Annotated in this window: 16 protein-coding genes and 1 pseudogene; 4 read left to right on the top strand and 13 right to left on the bottom strand. The window is 68.5% G+C overall.

Annotated elements, in window-relative coordinates:
* Together ACK4ZD_RS09255 and ACK4ZD_RS09250 are read right to left on the bottom strand one after the other, a co-directional pair.
* A pseudogene (locus tag ACK4ZD_RS09255) lies at window positions 1-185 on the bottom strand (hypothetical protein); the annotation flags it as partial.
* Window positions 186-272: 87 nt separating this feature from the next.
* Window positions 273-767 carry an Lrp/AsnC family transcriptional regulator gene (locus ACK4ZD_RS09250; protein ID WP_409660774.1) on the bottom strand — a complete coding sequence of 165 codons (495 nt, stop codon included), beginning with the start codon at window positions 765-767 and terminating at the stop codon, window positions 273-275.
* Between the two features lie 140 nt (window positions 768-907).
* Between ACK4ZD_RS09250 and glmS the strand changes: the two genes are divergently transcribed.
* Window positions 908-2,788, top strand: coding sequence for a glutamine--fructose-6-phosphate transaminase (isomerizing) (gene glmS / locus ACK4ZD_RS09245; protein WP_409660771.1), 1,881 nt, complete (start codon window positions 908-910; stop codon window positions 2,786-2,788).
* Window positions 2,789-2,826: 38 nt separating this feature from the next.
* Here glmS and ACK4ZD_RS09240 read toward each other — a convergent pair whose 3' ends face one another.
* From ACK4ZD_RS09240 to ACK4ZD_RS09230, 3 genes are read right to left on the bottom strand one after another with little or no spacing between them, the layout of a single operon-like run.
* Window positions 2,827-3,744, bottom strand: a complete 918-nt coding sequence (locus ACK4ZD_RS09240; RefSeq protein ID WP_409660768.1) for a GGDEF domain-containing protein — start codon at window positions 3,742-3,744, stop codon at window positions 2,827-2,829.
* The gene (locus tag ACK4ZD_RS09235) at window positions 3,741-4,547 is read right to left on the bottom strand and encodes an alpha/beta fold hydrolase (protein ID WP_409660766.1); all 807 of its coding nucleotides are present in this window, start codon (window positions 4,545-4,547) and stop codon (window positions 3,741-3,743) included. Before ACK4ZD_RS09235 ends, ACK4ZD_RS09240 begins: the two co-directional genes overlap by 4 nt.
* A gap of 43 nt (window positions 4,548-4,590) precedes the next feature.
* A complete protein-coding gene (locus ACK4ZD_RS09230; protein ID WP_409660764.1) occupies window positions 4,591-4,917 on the bottom strand; it encodes an ATPase with chaperone activity in 327 nt (108 codons plus the stop codon).
* A gap of 285 nt (window positions 4,918-5,202) precedes the next feature.
* Between ACK4ZD_RS09230 and ACK4ZD_RS09225 the strand changes: the two genes are divergently transcribed.
* Together ACK4ZD_RS09225 and infA are read left to right on the top strand one after the other, a co-directional pair.
* Window positions 5,203-5,436, top strand: a complete 234-nt coding sequence (locus ACK4ZD_RS09225) for a hypothetical protein (protein ID WP_409660761.1) — start codon at window positions 5,203-5,205, stop codon at window positions 5,434-5,436.
* Window positions 5,437-5,473: 37 nt separating this feature from the next.
* The gene (gene infA / locus ACK4ZD_RS09220; RefSeq protein WP_409660758.1) at window positions 5,474-5,740 is read left to right on the top strand and encodes a translation initiation factor IF-1; all 267 of its coding nucleotides are present in this window, start codon (window positions 5,474-5,476) and stop codon (window positions 5,738-5,740) included.
* Window positions 5,741-5,743: 3 nt separating this feature from the next.
* Here infA and hutG read toward each other — a convergent pair whose 3' ends face one another.
* From hutG to ACK4ZD_RS09195, 5 genes are read right to left on the bottom strand one after another with little or no spacing between them, the layout of a single operon-like run.
* Window positions 5,744-6,676 carry a formimidoylglutamase gene (hutG, locus tag ACK4ZD_RS09215; RefSeq protein ID WP_409660756.1) on the bottom strand — a complete coding sequence of 311 codons (933 nt, stop codon included), beginning with the start codon at window positions 6,674-6,676 and terminating at the stop codon, window positions 5,744-5,746.
* A complete protein-coding gene (hutI, locus tag ACK4ZD_RS09210) occupies window positions 6,673-7,890 on the bottom strand; it encodes an imidazolonepropionase (RefSeq protein ID WP_409660754.1) in 1,218 nt (405 codons plus the stop codon). The genes hutG and hutI overlap by 4 nt, the downstream gene beginning before the upstream one ends.
* Window position 7,891: 1 nt before the next feature.
* Entirely contained in the window at window positions 7,892-9,433 is a 1,542-nt protein-coding gene (hutH, locus tag ACK4ZD_RS09205) for a histidine ammonia-lyase (protein WP_409660752.1), read from the bottom strand.
* 2 nt (window positions 9,434-9,435) lie between these two features.
* Window positions 9,436-11,139, bottom strand: a complete 1,704-nt coding sequence (gene hutU, locus ACK4ZD_RS09200) for a urocanate hydratase (RefSeq protein ID WP_409660750.1) — start codon at window positions 11,137-11,139, stop codon at window positions 9,436-9,438.
* 37 nt (window positions 11,140-11,176) lie between these two features.
* Window positions 11,177-12,541 carry a YjiH family protein gene (locus tag ACK4ZD_RS09195; RefSeq protein WP_409660748.1) on the bottom strand — a complete coding sequence of 455 codons (1,365 nt, stop codon included), beginning with the start codon at window positions 12,539-12,541 and terminating at the stop codon, window positions 11,177-11,179.
* A gap of 134 nt (window positions 12,542-12,675) precedes the next feature.
* On the opposite strand from ACK4ZD_RS09195, the gene hutC reads away from it, so the two are divergent.
* Entirely contained in the window at window positions 12,676-13,401 is a 726-nt protein-coding gene (gene hutC, locus ACK4ZD_RS09190) for a histidine utilization repressor (protein ID WP_409660746.1), read from the top strand.
* Between the two features lie 6 nt (window positions 13,402-13,407).
* On the opposite strand, the gene ACK4ZD_RS09185 is transcribed toward hutC, so the two are convergent.
* From ACK4ZD_RS09185 to ACK4ZD_RS09175, 3 genes are all read right to left on the bottom strand, one after another.
* A complete protein-coding gene (locus tag ACK4ZD_RS09185; protein ID WP_409660744.1) occupies window positions 13,408-14,931 on the bottom strand; it encodes an AMP nucleosidase in 1,524 nt (507 codons plus the stop codon).
* A 94-nt stretch (window positions 14,932-15,025) separates the two neighbouring features.
* Window positions 15,026-16,570 (bottom strand): galactarate dehydratase, encoded by a 1,545-nt coding sequence (gene garD, locus ACK4ZD_RS09180; protein WP_409660742.1) that lies wholly within the window; start codon window positions 16,568-16,570, stop codon window positions 15,026-15,028.
* A 7-nt stretch (window positions 16,571-16,577) separates the two neighbouring features.
* The gene (locus ACK4ZD_RS09175) at window positions 16,578-17,555 is read right to left on the bottom strand and encodes a Bug family tripartite tricarboxylate transporter substrate binding protein (protein WP_409660740.1); all 978 of its coding nucleotides are present in this window, start codon (window positions 17,553-17,555) and stop codon (window positions 16,578-16,580) included.
* Window positions 17,556-17,589: the final 34 nt, after the last annotated feature.

Genomic DNA, 17,589 nt, shown 5'->3' with positions numbered 1-17,589 from the left:
AGGTCGAGCACACGCACCGTGGTGCTGCCGTCGGCGATCACCAGCCGGCCCAGGGTGTCGACGTGGTGGTCATCGTCATGGTCGTCACTGCTGCCGCCACCGCCGCAGGCCACCAGCAGCAAGGTGGCCGACAGGGCGGCCGCCAGCAGCCGGCGATGGGGGATGGGGGGATGAGATGGGGGCATGCGGCCTCCTCAAGCCAAAAACCTGTTGATGAAACGTTATAACATTTCACTCAAGAGGTCCACCAAAGCCAGACCACGCGGCACGTGTCAGGCGGAGGGGGGCGGCAGGCTCAGCGCCGGTTCAAACTTGGCGCGCTTGATGGAGAAGTAGGCCTTCACATTGCGCACGTTGGCATCACTGGTGAACAGGCGCTGCACCAGCGCGTGGTAGGCGGCCATGTCGGGCACCTGCACGACCAGCACGAAGTCGGGCCCGCTGCTGGTGCGGTAGCACTGCTGTACCCGCGGCTCAGCCACGGCGCGGGCCTCGAAGGCATCCAGCCGCTCGGCGGCTTGGTGGTCCAAGCTGATCTCGATGATGGCAGTGAGCCCGGCGCCCAGCCGCTGCGGCGATAGCAGCGCCACGCGGCGCTCGATCACGCCGGCCTCGACCAGCCGGCGCACCCGGCGCAGGCAGGTGGCGGGCGACACATGGCAGCGCTCGGCCAGGGCCTGGTTGCTCAAGGAGGCATCCCGCTGCAGTTGATCGAGCAGGCGCAGATCAATGGCATCCAGATGGGGGAGGGGAGTGCTTGAATCCATCAAATAATGGTCAGTCCGAGATGGATTATTGCATGCTAGTCGGATGATGGTGGAATCATTCCTGAAATCAATGAGAACGTAAGAAAATTTCTCACCACCTTGCCTAGCATCCCGACATTCATTTTTTGCGGAGCTCGTCCATGTGCGGCATCGTCGGCGCCACCAGCCAGCGCAACATCGTCCCCATCCTGATCGAAGGCCTGAAGCGCCTGGAATACCGCGGCTATGACTCTTGCGGCGTGGCCGTGCATCAGGACGGCGGCCCGCGCCGTGCGCGCAGCACCTCGCGCGTGGCCGAACTGGAAGCCCAGGTGGCGCAGGACGGTGTGGCCGGCTACACCGGCATTGCCCACACCCGCTGGGCCACGCACGGCGCGCCGGCGGTGCACAACGCTCACCCGCACTTTTCGCACGGCACCGGGGCCGACGCCTACACCGCTCGTCCCGCGCGCATCGCCCTCGTGCACAACGGCATCATCGAGAACCACGACGAACTGCGCGCCGAGCTGCAGGCCAAGGGCTACACCTTTGCCAGCCAGACCGATACCGAGGTCATCGCGCACCTGGTGGACCACCTCTACGACGGCGATCTCTTCGACGCCGTGAAGCGCGCCACGCTGCGCCTGCGCGGCGCTTACGCCATTGCCGTGTTCTGCCGCGACGAACCCCACCGCGTGGTGGGCGCGCGCGAAGGCTCGCCGCTGGTGCTGGGGGTGGGCGCGGCCGATGCGAGCGAGAACTTCCTGGCCTCCGACGCCATGGCCCTGGCCGGCGTGACCGACCAGATCGTCTACCTGGAAGAAGGCGACGTGGTCGACCTGCAGCTCGGCCGCTACTGGATCGAGTCGCGCACCGCCAGCGCGCCGCATGACCGCTACGAGCGCGTGGAGCGGCCGGTGCGCACCGTGCTGGCCCACACCGGCGCGGCCGAGCTGGGTCCCTACCGGCACTACATGCAAAAGGAAATCTTCGAGCAGCCGCGGGCCATCGCCGACACGCTCGATGCCGTCCAGTCCATCACGCCCGAACTCTTCGGCGACGGGGCCTACTCGGTGTTCAAGGAGGTGGAGCAGGTGCTCATCCTGGCCTGCGGCACCAGCTACTACGCCGGCTCCACCGCCAAGTACTGGCTCGAATCGATCGCCAAGATCCCCACCAGCGTAGAGATCGCCAGCGAATACCGCTACCGCGAGAGCGTGCCCAACCCGAAGACGCTGGTCGTCACCATCACCCAGTCCGGCGAAACGGCCGACACGCTCGCGGCACTGAAGCACGCGCGCAGCCTGGGCATGCCCCACACACTCACGGTGTGCAACGTGGCCACCAGCGCGATGGTGCGCGAATGCAAGCTGGCCTACATCACGCGCGCGGGCGTGGAAATCGGCGTGGCCTCCACCAAGGCTTTCACCACGCAACTGGTGGGCCTGTTCCTGCTCACGCTGGCGCTGGCCCAGGTGCGCGGCCGCCTGAGTGACGAAGAAGAAGCTACCCACCTCAAGGCCCTGCGCCACCTGCCTGTGGCCTTGCAGGCCGTGCTGGCGCTGGAGCCCCAGGTGATCGCCTGGTCCGAGGACTTCGCCCGCAAGGAAAACGCGCTGTTCCTGGGGCGTGGCCTGCACTACCCCATTGCGCTGGAGGGGGCCCTCAAGCTCAAGGAGATCAGCTACATCCACGCCGAGGCCTATCCGGCCGGCGAGCTCAAGCACGGCCCCCTGGCCCTGGTGACCGACCAGATGCCCGTGGTGACCGTGGCCCCCAACGACACCCTGCTGGAAAAGCTCAAGAGCAACATGCAGGAAGTGCGCGCCCGCGGCGGCGAGCTCTACGTCTTCGCCGACGCCGACACCCGCATCGAAAGCGAGCCCGGCGTGCACGTCATCCGCATGCCCGAGCACTACGGCCAGCTGTCGCCCATTCTGCACGTGGTGCCGCTGCAGCTGCTGGCCTATCACACGGCCTGTGCGCGAGGGACGGATGTGGACAAGCCGAGGAATCTGGCGAAGTCGGTCACGGTGGAGTGATCGACGGCCTCGCGAGTTCTCCGGCCTACAGGGCGTGCCTAGGGCTGTGCACTGTCGGCGACGACGGTGCAATCGCGTCCACGCTGTTTGGCGGTGTACAACGCGCTGTCGGCGGCTCGAAAAAGCTGCACGAGATCGGCTGGCGCTGCGGGGGCTCCGAGGGTGGCCACGCCGATGCTGATCGTGATGGTGGTGCCCCCGACCGTGGCCGACCGAACCGCCTCGTGCATACGCTGGGCGGCATCGTGGGCTGCCGTGGCGTCGGCGCCCGGCATCCAAATGGCGAACTCTTCGCCGCCGAATCGGGCCACGGTATCGCTAGCGCGCACGCTTTGGCGCAAGGCATCTGCCACGGCGACGAGGACTTGGTCGCCGTGAAGATGACCCCATCGGTCGTTGAAGGCCTTGAAGTGATCGATGTCCACGAGAATCAAGGCGGCCCGATCATCCGCGCCGGTATGGGTGCACCATTGCTGTAGAGCGTGTTCGAGCTGGCGGCGGTTGTACAAACCCGTGAGCGGATCGCGCACAGCCTGTGCCGACAGCCTGCGAGTTTGTTCTTGCGCATGACGGGCACGGGCGACGAGCGCGGCTTCGAACTGGCTGCGATGGCGGGTTTCGAAAAACACCCAGACGCCACGGGCCTCAGGAGCGGCATGCCACTGGGCATTGAGCATCACCGGCACATCGGTGCCGTCCGCACGACGCAGCTGCAAGAACACTTCACGCACACGGCCTTCGCGCAATAGCATGGGTCGCACGTGAGTGTGCAGCAACATCGCCGACGCTGGGGACAGTGCCCGGTCCAGAACGTCACCAATACCCGGCTGGTCGTGATGGGAGGAAGAAAACCCAAGCTGCTGCCACTGCTCGTTCGCCGCCAGCACCCGCCCTTCGATGTCCGTCACGACGATGAGGCAAGGAATCGGAAGGCCGCAGGCGGCAATCGCGTTCATCTGGCGGCGAGGAAGCGTTGAATCGCCTCGATCACGAGATGCGGGTGGGATAGGTGTGCGCAGTGACCGGCGACGTCGAGCACCTCGAGGGTGCTGTTGCGCAGGTGATCGTGCATGTAGTGCCCAACAGACAGTGGCGCGAGCGTGTCGTCGAGATGCTGGAGGATCAGGCAGGGCGTTTGAACCAGAGGCAGGTCCGCACGGTTGTCGGCGAAGAAGGTGGCCTCGGCAAACACCCGGGCGGTCTCAGGGTCGGTGGAGCAAAAGCTCTCGGACAGTCGGTGGGCAACGGCGGGCCCGCCGCCCGCACCGGCCACAACCGGCGCCAGGTGGTGGGCCCAGCCGATGTAGTTGCGGTCCATGAGATCGAGCAAGGCTTCAAGGTCGCTACGCTCGAAACCGCCCCTGTACGGAGGATCGTTGAGGAAGCAGGGGTTGGGGCCGATGAGAATCAAGCGCGCAAACAAGTTCGGGCGTGCGATGCTGGCGAGCATCCCGATGCTGCAGCTGACCGAATGGGCGACGCAGGTGACGCCTTCTCGCAGATCCAGCGCGTCGCACACCTCGATCAGGTCTTGGGCATAGCCTGAGAGCGTGGCGTAACGCAGCGGATCGAAGGCTGAGCGATCCGAACGCCCGCTGCCAACGTAGTCGAACAGGACCTGCCGGTGGGTGTCAGCAAAAGCGGGCGTGATGGCATCCCACATTTGCTGGTTGCACCCAAACCCATGGGCATACAGCAACACCTCGCCTCGACCGGAGACATTGACATGGTTGCGGGCAAGGACAGCAGACGGCAGCATGCTCAGATTCTATGGACGTGTGACGGCCCGCTCCATCGGGTCGCTACGCGTCAGTCGGGGCTGTGAGTGTGAGGTTCCACCCCAGCAACTCAGCCAGCCGGCGCAGCACCCACTGTGCTTCGTTGGTGGATAGGTCCAGCGGCCCCTGCGCCAGTCCCCGGCCGATGCGTCCCAGCACGTCGGCCTCGGTGGCCTGTAGCTCCCACAACGTGGTGCGGGCCGTGTCGGTGAGGAGCTGGGCGAGGTCTTCGCACAGCTCGTAGCGTTGGCTGATCACGGCCCAAGGCTCTCGTGGCTTGATCCGCCCGGGCTCCACGAAGAGCGCCACGAAGGACGGCGGCACCTCGATGTGTCGTGAGTCATCGTTCATGGTGTCATTGTCGTCGCGGCGGGTCGGTTCTGCACGAGCTGGGCCTAGCGGGTACAATTTGGCTTTCTGTCGTGACTTGCTCACTGACGCGACAGTCGTCTGACACGCCGCCGGCCCCGCGCGCCGCGCGTTTCGCCTCAGAACCGGCTTTCGAGCCGATGCGGCTTCCCGGCGGTCAGCCTTCTCCTGCGGCGAGCCCCATCCCGGACGGCTCCTTGCGCCACGCGCATCGAGACGCTTCCACCCAAGTTTGAACGCACGGCCGCACGGCCGTGCAGGAATTCCATGAAGACCACCCGTGAACAACCGTTTGCGGTGGGCAAGTACCTTGTCTCACCGCTGTCCCGCCGCATCGATGCCGGCGGGTTTGCCGCATCCGTCTCGATCCGCAGTGGTCGGGGCACGGGCACGCACGACCGCGTGTTCCGCTTTGCGATCCCTTTCGACACCAGCGAAGGCGCCCTGCGCCACGCAGCCGAGCAAGGCCGGGAATGGGCGCAGCGCGCCCTCCAGGCCTGAGCCCGTGTATGGATTCATCCACCAGCAAGGAGTTGATTTGGCCAAGGAAGAACTGATCGAGATGCGCGGCAAGGTCGAGGAGGTGCTGCCCGATTCCCGTTTCCGTGTGACCCTGGACAACGGCCACAGCCTGGTGGCCTACACCGCGGGCAAGATGCGCAAGCACCACATCCGCATCCTGGCGGGCGACCACGTCTCGCTGGAGCTGTCGCCCTACGACCTCTCCAAGGGCCGCATCACCTTCCGCCACCTCGAGACGCGTTCTTCCGGTCCGCGTCCGGCCCACCGGCCGAACAGCCGCTGAGGCTCAAGGCCTGGCCGCGCGTGCGATGCGCGCGGCCAAGCGCGCCGCCACGCGGGCGGTGAGGCCGTCGCGGTCGAGCGCGGGGTTGAGTTCGGCGATGTCGGCCAGGGCCACGCGGCCGCAGGCCATCACCTGGTCGACCAGGGCCTCGACATGCGCAAGCGGCACACCCAGTGGCGCCGGGGCCGACACGCCCGGCGCCAGCGGGGCGGGCAGCACGTCCAGGCACAGCGTGAGGTAGACCGCGTCGCACGCAGCCAGGTCGCGGGCGAGTTCGGCCTGCGCCGCCCGCAGTCCTTCGGGCGACTGCAGGGCCTCATCCAGCCAGTGGCGCACGCCCAGGGCCTGCGCCCGGTCGAACAGGGCCTGGGTGTTGGCAAAGCGGCTGATGCCGAAGACACGGTAGTTGAAGGGCCGGCCCCGGGCGGTACACCATTGCTGGATCTGCAGGAAGGGCGTGCCCGAGTTGCCCTGGTGTGCCTCGCGCAGGTCGAAGTGGGCATCGAGGTTGACGACGAGCACGCGCTGCAGATCCGGCCGGGCCTGCACCAAGCCCTGGAAGCTGCCCCAGGCCACCTCGTGGCCGCCGCCCAGCACCAGCGGAAGATTGCCTTGCTCCAGCGCCTGCGCCACGCGCGCGGCCAGCGAGGCCTGGGCGACGTCGAGCTCACCATCTTCACAGACCACGTCGCCGCCATCGAAAACCATCGGCTCGCCCAGCACGGGCAGGTTGGCCAGGGCCGCCCGCAGGGCCGCGGGCCCCTGGGCTGCGCCGGGGCGGCCGCCGTTGCGGCGCACGCCTTCGTCACTGGCAAAGCCCAGCAGCACCACACCGCCGCGGCTGGTGTCCGCGAAAGGCTGCACGTGCTGGTGCCAACGGGTGGTGATGCCGCTGTCTTCGGCGTCGATGCGGCCTTGCCAGGGGAAGGGGTTCATCGTGAGACCTCGCCGGCCACCACCACCTGGGTGCAGGGCGTGTGGCCGAACCAGTAGCACAGTTCGTTGGGATGGTCGAGCGCCCACACCGCCAGGTCGGCGCGCTGTCCCGCGGCCAGCGTGCCGCGGTCGTGCAGGCCCAGCGCCCGTGCGGCATGCACCGTGATACCGCGCACGGCCTCCAGCGGCGTCAAGCGGAAGAAGCTGCAGGCCATGTGGGCCATCAGCGGCAGCGACAGCGCAGGCGAGGTGCCGGGGTTGTGGTCGGTGGCAACAGCCATGGGCACGCCGGCTTCGCGCAGGGCGGCGATGGGCGGCAGCTTCGTCTCGCGCAGCATGTAGAAGGCGCCGGGCAGCAGCACGGCCACGGTGCCGGCGGCCTGCATCGCGGCGATGCCGTCCGGGCTCAGGTGTTCAAGGTGGTCGCACGAGAGGGCGCCGAAGGCGGCGGCCAGGGCCGCGCCGCCCTGGTCGGACAGCTGCTCGGCGTGCAGCTTCACCGGCAGGCCCAGTCGGCGTGCGGCCTCGAATACGCGCCGTGTCTGCGCGGGCGAAAACGCCAGGTGCTCGCAGAAGGCGTCTACCGCATCGACCAGGCCCTCGGCATGGAGGGCGGGCAGCCACGCGCACACGGCGTCGATGTAGTCGTCGCTGTGCCCTTCGTATTCGGGCGGCAGCGCGTGGGCCCCGAGGAAGGTGGTGCGCACCGACAGATCCAAGGTGTCGCCCAGGCGCCGCGCCACGCGCAGGCAGCGCGCTTCGGCCTCCTGCGACAGGCCATAGCCCGACTTCACCTCCAGCGTGGTCACGCCCTGGGCACGCAGGGCCTGGGCTCGCCGAGCGGCCAGGCGCAGCAGTTCGTCTTCACCGGCCGCGCGCGTGGCGGCCACGGTCGAGCGGATGCCGCCGCCGGCGCGGGCGATCTGTTCGTAGCTGGCGCCGTTCAGGCGCAGCTCGGCTTCGTCGGAACGCCGCCCGGCATAGACCAGATGGGTGTGGCAATCGACCAGGCCGGGGGTGACCAAGGCGCCGCCCAGGTTGTGTTCGGCGTTGACCGCCAGGCCAGCGGGCAGTTGGCGGGCAGGGCCCACCCAGGTGATGCGGGGGCCTTGCGTGAGCAGGGCGCCGTCGTCGACCAGGCCCCAGCCCTCGCCGGCCAGCGTGGCCAGGCGGGCGTGGCGCCAGAGGGTGAGCGGGGGCGACGGCGTCGGCATGTCAATCCTTCCAGAGCGTGGCGAGGAGGTCCTCGTTGCCGGCACCGGCTGCACCTGCCAGCACCAGCGCCTTGGCGGCTTCGATGTCGGGCGCAAAGAGCCGGTCGCGGTCGTAGAAGGGCACCTGCGCGCGCAAGGTGGCCTGCAGGCGCTGCAGGCGCGGCGAGGTGAGCAGCGGGCGGTGGAAGTCCACGCCCTGGGCGGCGGCGAGCCACTCGATCGCGAGGATGGTGGCGGTGTGGTCGGCCATCGTCTCCAGGCGGCGCGCGGCATAGGTGGCCATGCTCACATGGTCCTCCTGGTTGGCGCTGGTGGGCAGGCTGTCCACGCTGGCGGGGTGGGCGAGCGACTTGTTCTCCGAAGCCAGGGCGGCCGCGGTGACGTGGGCGATCATGAAGCCGCTGTTCAGGCCGGGGTTGTCGACCAGGAAGGGCGGCAGGCCCGAGAGCGTGCTGTCGATCAGCAGGGCAATGCGCCGCTCGGACAGCGCACCGATCTCGGCCAGCGCCAGGGCCAGGGTGTCGGCGGCAAAGGCCACGGGTTCGGCGTGGAAGTTGCCGCCCGAGAGCACCTCGCCCGTGGCGGGAAAGACCAGCGGGTTGTCGGTGACGGCGTTGGCCTCGATGAGCAGGGTGCGCGCCGCCTGGGCGACGAGGTCGCGGCAGGCGCCCATCACCTGGGGCTGGCAGCGCAGGCTGTAGGGGTCCTGCACGCGCTCGTCGTTCACGACGTGCGACTGCCGGATCGCGCTGCCTTCGAGCAGGGCGCGTGTCACGGTGGCGCTGGCGATCTGCCCGGGTTGGCCGCGCAGGGCGTGGATGCGCGGATCGAAGGGGGCATCGCTGCCCTTGGCGGCATCGACGCACAGCGCGCCGGTGAGGCTGCCGGCCTCCAGCAGGCGCTCGGCCAGGAAAAGGCCGTGCAGCGCCAGTGCGGTAGACACCTGGGTGCCGTTGATCAGGGCCAGGCCTTCCTTGGCGGCCAGCGTCAGCGGTGTGATGCCGGCCGCCTGCAGCGCGGCCGCGGCCGGCACCACGCGGCCGTCCACGCGCACCTCGCCCTCGCCCATCAGCGCCAGGGTCATGTGCGACAGCGGGGCCAGGTCGCCCGAGGCGCCGACCGAGCCTTTTACCGGGATCCGCGGCACGATGCCCGCATTGAGCACCGCCAGCAGGGTGTCGATCACCACCGGGCGCACGCCCGAATGGCCGCGCGCGAGGCTGGCGGCCTTCATCGCCATCACCAGCCGCACGGTGGCGTCGCTCATCGGCTCGCCCGTGCCCACCGAATGCGAAAGGATGAGGTTGCGCTGCAGCTGCTCGAGCTGGGCGTCGGGGATGCGCGTGCGGGCCAGCTTGCCAAAGCCGGTGTTGATGCCGTAGGCGGCCTCGCCGCGCGCGACGATGGCCTCGATGGCCGCTGCCGAGGCCGTGATGGCCGCGCGCGCGGACTCGGGCAGGGCCACACGCCGCGGGGCGGTCCACAGGGCGCGCAGCTCGGCCAGGGTCAGCCGGCCAGGATCGAGGACCAGGGTGTCGTGCATGCTCAGGCCCGGTTGATCATGGGCAGATTGAGCCCCTGTTTCTTCGCGGTGGCAATGGCCAGTTCGTAACCCGCGTCGGCATGGCGCATCACGCCCGAGCCGCAGTCGTTGACCAGCACGCGCGCCAGGCGCTCGGCGGCGGCGTCGCTGCCGTCGGCCACGATGACCATGCCTGCATGCTGCGAGTAGCCCATGCCCACGCCGCCGCCATGGTGCAGGCTGACCCAGGTGGCGCCGCCAGCGGTGTTGAGCAGGGCGTTGAGCAGCGGCCAGTCGGAGACGGCGTCGGTGCCGTCGCGCATGCCTTCGGTTTCGCGGTTGGGGCTGGCCACCGAGCCGGTGTCGAGGTGGTCGCGGCCGATCACGATGGGCGCCTTCAGTTCCCCTTTGCGCACCATCTCGTTGAAGGCCAGGCCCGCGCGGTGGCGTTCGCCCAGGCCCAGCCAGCAGATGCGCGCGGGCAGGCCCTGGAAGGCGATGCGTTCGCGCGCCATGTCCAGCCAGCGGTGGGTGTGGTGGTTGTCGGGGAAGAGCTCCTTGATCTTGGCGTCGGTCTTGTAGATGTCTTCCGGGTCGCCCGACAGCGCCACCCAGCGGAAGGGGCCCTTGCCCTCGCAGAACAGCGGGCGGATGTAGGCCGGCACGAAGCCGGGGAAGTCGAAGGCGTTCTTGACACCCTGGTCGAAGGCCACCTGGCGGATGTTGTTGCCGTAGTCCACGGTGGGCACGCCCATCGCGTGGAAGTCGAGCATGGCCTGCACGTGCACGGCACAGCTCTTTGCGGCGGCGTCCCTCAGCGCGGCATGCCGGGCCGGGTCGCGCTGGGCGGCCTTCCATTGCTCGACGGTCCAGCCGGCAGGCAGGTAGCCGTGGATGAGGTCGTGGGCCGAGGTCTGGTCGGTCACGAGGTCGGGCTTCAGGCCACCGGCTTTCGCGCGCTTGACCAGCTCGGGCAGCACCTCGGCTGCATTGCCCAGCAGCGCGATGGAAACGGCCTCCCGGCGCTCGCAGTGGTGGCGCACCATCGCCAGGGCTTCGTCGATGTCGCGGGCCTGCTTGTCCACGTAGCGCGTGCGCAGGCGGAAGTCGATGCTGCTTTGCTGGCACTCGATGGTCAGCGATACCGCGCCGGCCAGGGTGGCGGCCAGCGGCTGGGCGCCGCCCATGCCGCCCAGGCCGGCGGTGAGGATCCACTTGCCCGACAGGTCATTGCCGTAGTGCTGGCGGCCGGCCTCGACGAAGGTCTCGAAGGTGCCCTGCACGATGCCCTGGCTGCCGATGTAGATCCAGCTGCCGGCCGTCATCTGGCCGTACATGAACAGGCCCTTGCGGTCCAGTTCGTTGAAGTGCTCCCAGGTGGCCCACTTGGGCACGAGGTTGGAGTTGGCGATCAGCACGCGCGGAGCGTGGGGGTGGGTCTTGAACACGCCCACGGGCTTGCCCGACTGGATCAGCAGCGATTCGTCGTCGTTGAGTTCGCGCAGGCAGGCCAGGATGCGATCGAAGCAGTCCCAGTTGCGCGCGGCGCGGCCGATGCCGCCATAGACCACCAGGGCCTGCGGGTTCTCGGCCACGTCGGGGTCGAGGTTGTTCTGCAGCATGCGGTAGGCGGCCTCGGTGAGCCAGCTCTTGCAGTGCAGCTCGGAGCCGCGCGGGGCGCGGATCACGCGGGTCGGATCGTAGCGGGGGTCGGGTTGGGCGGTCATGGGGCTCTCCAGGGCGAAGGAACGCGGGGGCAGGGGGTCAGGCCGGCAGCACGAGCCAGCCGAAGGCGAGGCCGGCGCGCAGCGCGACGGCGCCGAGGACGATGCTCAGCAGGCTGCGCAGCAGCCAGATCACGAGCAGGTCGCGGAACTTGACGGGGATGCGGGTGGCCAGGATGCAGGGCACGCAGCCGGACAGGAAGAGCACCGTGCTGATCGAGACCAGGGCCACCAGGAAGCGCAGCAGGAACTCGGCGTCCTTGAGCAGGATGGCCGGCAGGAACATTTCGGCCAGGCCCGAGGCGAAGGCGCCGCTGGCGGCCGCTGCGTTCTCCAGGCCGAGCAGGGCGCCGGCGACCCACAGCGCGGGCTTGAGCAGCACACCGATCCACTCGAACACCGGCGTGAACTTGGCCAAGCACAGGCCGGCAAAGCCCACCGCGAGGATGCTGGGGGCGACCACGGCGGACATCTGCAGCCCGTCCTTCAGGTTGGCCCACAGCATCTGCAGCAGCGGCTCGCGCGACTGGTAGCGTGCCACGCCGGCCTGGAGCGCTCGCTGCCAGCGGTTGCCGGCGGCCGTGCCGTGCTCGTCCCCGGCGGGCGTGGGGCGGCGGTCGTCCATGCCGGCGATGGGCGGCAGGTAGGCCGTGATCGCGGTGACGGCGAAGGTCACGACGAAGCTGGCCCAGAAGAAGAACGTCCAGTGCTCCATCAGGCCCAGGGTCTTGGCCACGACGATCATGAAGGTGGCCGAGACGGTGGAAAAGCCGGTCGCGATGACCATGGCCTCGCGCACCGTGTACTTGCCTTGCAGGTACATGGCGTTGGTGACGAGCAGGCCGATGGAATAGCTGCCGACGAAGGAGGTGACGGCGTCGATGGCCGAGTAGCCGGGGGTGCGGAAGAGCGGGCGCATCACGCGCTCCATCAGCACGCCCACCAGCTCCAGCAGGCCGAAGCCCACCAGGAAGGTCAGCGCCAGGCCGCCGATGGGGATGAGCACGCCCACCGACAGCGCCAGCTTCTCGAAGAGGAAGGGCAGCATGTCCTTCCGGGTGGCCCAGTCGGGCGCCAGTCCGGCCAGGTACAGGCCCGCCAGGGCCAGGCCGGTCAGCTTGATCACGCTGAACACCCGCGCCGTGGCGCTTTGGCGGAAGGCGCCGGTGACGAAGGGTGCGAATGCCCCCCAGGCCATCAGCGCCAGCACGAAGATCACCGCGAGGCTGCGCTGCTCGCGCACCAGGTAGCTGCTGATGTGATCCACCGGGATCGTGCGCCGGCCGCCGATCTCGATGTCGACGAAGAACAGGAAGATGCCCACGGCGCTGAAGGCCAGCAGCTTGAGCAGGGGAAGGGCCAGGCCGGTACGGGGCAAGGCCTGGGCGCTGTCAGGGCGGGTCACGGGGGGTCTCCTTCGGCGGGGTGAGCCTATACAAATTGGCTAAGTTTGACTTCAAGTTGTATATACATTTTGATTGTCGAGACCGAGGGACGTCAATACAATCCGCGGCAGAAAGTCTTGGTGATTACCCTAGGATGAACACGACCCTCCTGCCCGCCGACGGGGCCCGGCAACCGGCCTACCAGGCCATCAAGGCTCATGTGCTCAAGTGCATCCAGAGCGGGCAGTGGAAGGAGGGCGATGCGATTCCCGGCGAGGAGGCACTGGCACGCGAGTTCGGCGTGTCGCGCATGACGGTCAACCGCGCGATCCGCGAGCTGAGCGACGAGCAGATCGTCGTGCGGGTGCAGGGCTCGGGCACCTTCGTGGCCCAGCAGAAGTACCAGTCCACGCTGGTGGAGATCCGCAACATCGCCGACGAGGTGGCCGCGCGCGGCCATGTGCACCGCAGCGAACTGCAGCTGCTCGAGCGCTGCAAGGCCAGCGAGGCGCTGGCGCGCCAGTTCGGGTTGTCAGCGCGGGCGGCGCTGTTCCATTCGGTGGTGGTGCACTTCGAGAACGAACTGCCCATCCAGGTGGAGGATCGCTACGTCAACCCCCGGGTGGCGCCCGACTACCTGGCCCAGGACTTCCGCAGCCAGACGCCCAATGCCTACCTGATGCGCGTGGCGCCGCTGCAGGGCGTGCGCTTTGCTATCGAGGCCTGCCTGCCGCCCAAGGAGATCGGCGAGTTGCTGCACATGGGCCCCCACGAGCCCTGCCTGGTGCTGCGCCGCCAGACCCACTCGCAGGGCCAGGTGGCCTCGGTGGCGGCGATGTGGCACCCGGCCTCGCGCTACCAGTTCACCGGCAGTTTCTGACCCCGATCACTGGAAGGCCACCTCGGCGAAGCTGCGCAGCTTGCGGCTGTGCAGGCGGTCGACGCCTTCGCCGCGCAGGATCTCGATGGCGCGGATGCCGATGCGCAGGTGCTGGTCCACGCGCTCGCGGTAGAACTGGTTGGCCATGCCCGGCAGCTTGAGCTCGCCGTGCAGGGGCTTGTCGCTCACGCACAGCAAGGTGCCGTAAGGCACGCGGAAGCGGAAGCCGTTGGCCGCCACGGTGGCGCTTTCCATGTCCAGCGCCACCGCGCGGCTCTGGCTGAAGCGGCGCTCGGGCGTGCGGTGCGGCAGCAGCTCCCAGTTGCGGTTGTCGGTGCTGGCCACGGTGCCGGTGCGCAGGATGCGCTTGAGCTCGTAGCCGCTGAGCTGCGTGATGTCGGCCACGGCGGTCTGCAGCGCGATTTGCACCTCGGCCAGCGCAGGGATGGGCACCCACAGCGGCAGGTCTTCGTCCAGCACATGGTCTTCGCGCACATAGCCGTGGGCCAGCACGTAGTCGCCCAGCTGCTGGGTGTTGCGCAGGCCGGCGCAGTGGCCCAGCATGATCCAGGCGTGGGGGCGCAGCACGGCGATGTGGTCGGTGATGGTCTTGGCGTTGGCGGGCCCCACGCCGATGTTGACCATGGTGATGCCCGCTCGGTCACGCCGCACCAGGTGGTAGGCTGGCATCTGCGGCAGGCGCGGGGGCGGTGCGCCCAGCGCGTCGTCAGGCTCGGGCGCCTCGCCCTGGCGGCGCGTCACCACGTTGCCGGGCTCCACGAACGCCACGTAGCCATCGTCGGCCGCCGCGTCCTTCGACGCGGTGAACAGCGCGCCCTGGTTGGGCGCTTGCGCCATCAACTCGCGGCCCAGCCGCACGAACTCGTCGATGTAGAACTGGTAGTTCGTGAACAGCACGAAGTTCTGGAAGTGCTCGGGCGCGGTGCCGGTGTAGTGGCGCAGGCGATGCAGCGAGTAGTCCACGCGCGGTGCGGTGAACAGCGCCAGCGGGTGCGGCTCGCCCGGCGCGGGCTCGTAGGTGCCGTTGGCGATGCCGTCGTCCATCGCGCCCAGGTCGGGCAGGTCGAAGAGGTCGCGCAGGCGCAGGCGGCGTGCCGCGTCGAGCTGGCCTTCGACATGGTCGGAGCTGTCTACGGCGAAGTGCACCGGGATGGGCTGGTGGCTGGTGCCCACCTCCAGGTCCACGCCGTGATTGCGCAACAGCAGGCGGAATTGCTCTCGGTAGTAGTCCTCGTACAGGTCGGGCCGGGTCAGGGTGGTTTCGTAGGTGCCCGGCCCCGCCACGAAGCCGTAGGACAGGCGCGAGTCGGCCCGGGCCACCGTGTCGGTGTGCACGCGCACGTAGGGGTAGCAGGCGCGCACGCGCTGATTCAAGTTTTCGCCGCCCACGAAGCGGCGCAGGGCCTCGCGCAGGTGGGCCAGGCTTTGTGAATAGATCAAACGAACCCGGTCGAGCGCCGCTTGAGCGTCATTGAACCGTTGTGGGGCGATGATAGTTGGTGTCCACATGGGCGCAAGCCTACCGCAACCGGTCCGGCCCCAGGCGAGTTGACCTGCGGTGTGGCGCGGGATGCCGATCGCACGGAGGCCCCGTCCGGTTTGATCACGTCACCGGCGCCGGGTTGAATAGCACCAGGGCGTTGTGCAGTTGCCAGCGCTCGGCCCAGGTCTTCCTGCGGCCGCTGGCCACGTCGAGCATCAGGTGGAAGAGCTCCCAGCCGACGTCTTCGATGCTGGCCTCACCCTCGGCGATGCGCCCGGCGTTCACGTCCATCAGGTCGTGCCAGCGGCGGGCCAGGTCGCTGCGCGTAGCGACCTTGATCACCGGGCACGCGGCCAGGCCGTAGGGGGTGCCACGGCCGGTGGTGAAGACGTGCAGGTTCATGCCGGCGGCCAGTTGCAGCGTGCCGCAGATGAAGTCGCTGGCCGGGGTGGCGGCATACAGCAGGCCGCGCTGCGTGGCTTTTTCGCCCGGCGCGACCACCCCCGAGATCGGCGCACTGCCGCTCTTGACGATGGAGCCCATCGCCTTCTCGACGATGTTCGAGAGCCCACCCTTCTTATTGCCCGGCGTGGTGTTGGCGCTGCGATCCACCTGGCCGCGCTTCAGATAGGCGTCGTACCAGGCCATCTGCTCGATCATGGCCTGCGCCACCTCGGGCGTGGCCGCACGTGAGGTGAGCTGGTCGATGCCGTCACGCACCTCGGTCACTTCCGAGAACATCACCGTGGCGCCCGCGCGCACCAGCAGGTCGGTGCAGAAACCCACGGCGGGGTTGGCGGTGACGCCCGAGAAGGCATCGCTGCCGCCGCATTGCACGCCCACCACCAGCTCGCTGGCGGGCACTGTCTCGCGCCGGCGTGCGTTCAGCCGCTGCAGGTGTACCTCGGCTTGACGCATCACCGACTCGATCATTGACATGAAACCCACGTGCGCGTCGTCCTGCAGGCACACGACATCCAAGGCATCGCTGCGGTGGCTGCCGATAGGGATGCTGCCCGGCGGCAGCAGGCGTTCGGGCTGCAGCTTCTCGCAGCCCAGGCTCACCACCATCACCTCGCCGCCGAAGTTGGGGTTGCGGCTGATGTTGCGCAGGGTGCGGATGGGAATCACCGCATCGGGAGCGTCGATGGCCACGCCGCAGCCATACGTGTGCTCCAGCGCTACCACGTCGTCGACGTTCGGGTACTTGGGCAGCAGCTCTCGCTTGATGCGCTGCACGGCAAACTCGGTGACACCGGCCACGCACTGCACCGTCTGCGTGATGGCCAGGATGTTGCGCGTGCCCACGGAGCCGTCAGCGTTGCGGTAGCCCTCGAAGGTGTAGCCTTCCAGGCGGGGCAGGGTCGGCGGCTTCACGGTGGCGATGGGCAGGCCCTCGAGTCCACGGGCCGGCGGCAGGCGCAGCAGCCGTTCGTGCACCCAGCCGCCCGCGGGCACGGCCTGGACCGTGTGGCCGATCACCACGTTGTAGCGCCGTACCTCGGCCCCTTCGGGCAAGTCGGCCAGCGCCACTTTGTGGGCCTGAGGCACGTGTTCGCGCAAGGTGAGGCCATCGACGACGGTGCCCGCAGGCAGGCCGCCGTCATTGGCCACGATGGCCACGTTGTCGGCCTCGTGCATGCGAATCAGGACAGGAGCGGCCATGCGGGACTCAAGGCTTGACGTTGCCGTCTTTGACGATCTTCGCCCATTTCGCGAGTTCCTTGCGGCCGAACTCTGCGAACTGCTCCGGGGTGTTGGGTTGGTACTCCAGGCCCAGGCCTTCCATGCGGGCCTTGACCTCGGGTGTGGCGATGATGGATGCCAACTCCCGGTTCATGCGCTGCACGATGGCCGGCGGGGTGCCCGCGGGGGCGTAGAAGGCCTGCCAACTCGCCACATCGAATCCGGCCACGCCGGCTTCCTGCAGCGTGGGGATGTCGGGCAGGACGCGGCTGCGCGAGGCCGAGGTGACGGCCAGGGCCCGCACCTTGCCCGACTGGATGTGCGGCAGAGCGACGGTGACCGTCTCGAAACTGGCGGGGATCTGGCCGCCGATCAGATCCTGGATCGCGGGCGCGCTGCCGCGGTACGGCACGTGGCTGAGTTCGGCACCGGTCAGCAGCTTGAAGGCTTCGCCCGACATGTGCTGCGAACTTCCGGTGCCGGCGGAGCCGAAGGCGATGCTTCCGGGCCTGGCTTTGGCCGCGGCGATGAGGTCGGCCACACTCTTGTAGGGCTGGTTCGCGCCCACCAGCAGCACGTTGGAGATGCTGCCCAGCAGCATCACCGGTGCGAAGTCCTTGAGGGCGTCATAGGGGATCTTGGGCTGCAGTGCCGGGTTGATGGCGTGGCTGGCGATGGTGCCCAGCAGGAAGGTGTAGCCGTCTGGGGCCGACTTGGCCACGCTGTCGGCGCCGATCACGCCACCCGCGCCAGCCTTGTTCTCGATCACGATGGTCTGCTTGAGTGAACCCTGGAGTTTTTCGGCCAGGGTGCGGGCCAGGATGTCGGAGGTGCCGCCGGGGGCAAAGGGCACGACGATTTTCACGGGTTTGGACGGCCAAGTGTCCTGGGCGTGGACGGGCAGCGCGGCGGCCAGCACGGCGCCGAGGCCGGCAGCCAGGAGGGAGCGGCGGGGAGGATGCATGATGAGATTCCAGATCAGGAAGGGCGAAGCAACG

The sequence above is a fragment of the Caldimonas sp. genome, from assembly GCF_046291045.1.
Classification (GTDB): Bacteria; Pseudomonadota; Gammaproteobacteria; order Burkholderiales; family Burkholderiaceae_C; genus Caldimonas.
Note: the sequence above shows the minus strand (reverse complement) of the source record. Positions and strands in the feature narration are given on the sequence as shown.

Coding starts and splice junctions, on each gene's coding strand:
- ACK4ZD_RS09250 (WP_409660774.1), bottom strand. CDS start 767: ATGGATTCAAGCACTCCCCTCCCCCATCTGGATGCCATTGATCTGCGC.
- glmS (WP_409660771.1), top strand. CDS start 908: ATGTGCGGCATCGTCGGCGCCACCAGCCAGCGCAACATCGTCCCCATC.
- ACK4ZD_RS09240 (WP_409660768.1), bottom strand. CDS start 3,744: ATGAACGCGATTGCCGCCTGCGGCCTTCCGATTCCTTGCCTCATCGTC.
- ACK4ZD_RS09235 (WP_409660766.1), bottom strand. CDS start 4,547: ATGCTGCCGTCTGCTGTCCTTGCCCGCAACCATGTCAATGTCTCCGGT.
- ACK4ZD_RS09230 (WP_409660764.1), bottom strand. CDS start 4,917: ATGAACGATGACTCACGACACATCGAGGTGCCGCCGTCCTTCGTGGCG.
- ACK4ZD_RS09225 (WP_409660761.1), top strand. CDS start 5,203: ATGAAGACCACCCGTGAACAACCGTTTGCGGTGGGCAAGTACCTTGTC.
- hutG (WP_409660756.1), bottom strand. CDS start 6,676: ATGAACCCCTTCCCCTGGCAAGGCCGCATCGACGCCGAAGACAGCGGC.
- hutI (WP_409660754.1), bottom strand. CDS start 7,890: ATGCCGACGCCGTCGCCCCCGCTCACCCTCTGGCGCCACGCCCGCCTG.
- hutH (WP_409660752.1), bottom strand. CDS start 9,433: ATGCACGACACCCTGGTCCTCGATCCTGGCCGGCTGACCCTGGCCGAG.
- hutU (WP_409660750.1), bottom strand. CDS start 11,139: ATGACCGCCCAACCCGACCCCCGCTACGATCCGACCCGCGTGATCCGC.
- hutC (WP_409660746.1), top strand. CDS start 12,676: ATGAACACGACCCTCCTGCCCGCCGACGGGGCCCGGCAACCGGCCTAC.
- ACK4ZD_RS09185 (WP_409660744.1), bottom strand. CDS start 14,931: ATGTGGACACCAACTATCATCGCCCCACAACGGTTCAATGACGCTCAA.
- garD (WP_409660742.1), bottom strand. CDS start 16,570: ATGGCCGCTCCTGTCCTGATTCGCATGCACGAGGCCGACAACGTGGCC.
- ACK4ZD_RS09175 (WP_409660740.1), bottom strand. CDS start 17,555: ATGCATCCTCCCCGCCGCTCCCTCCTGGCTGCCGGCCTCGGCGCCGTG.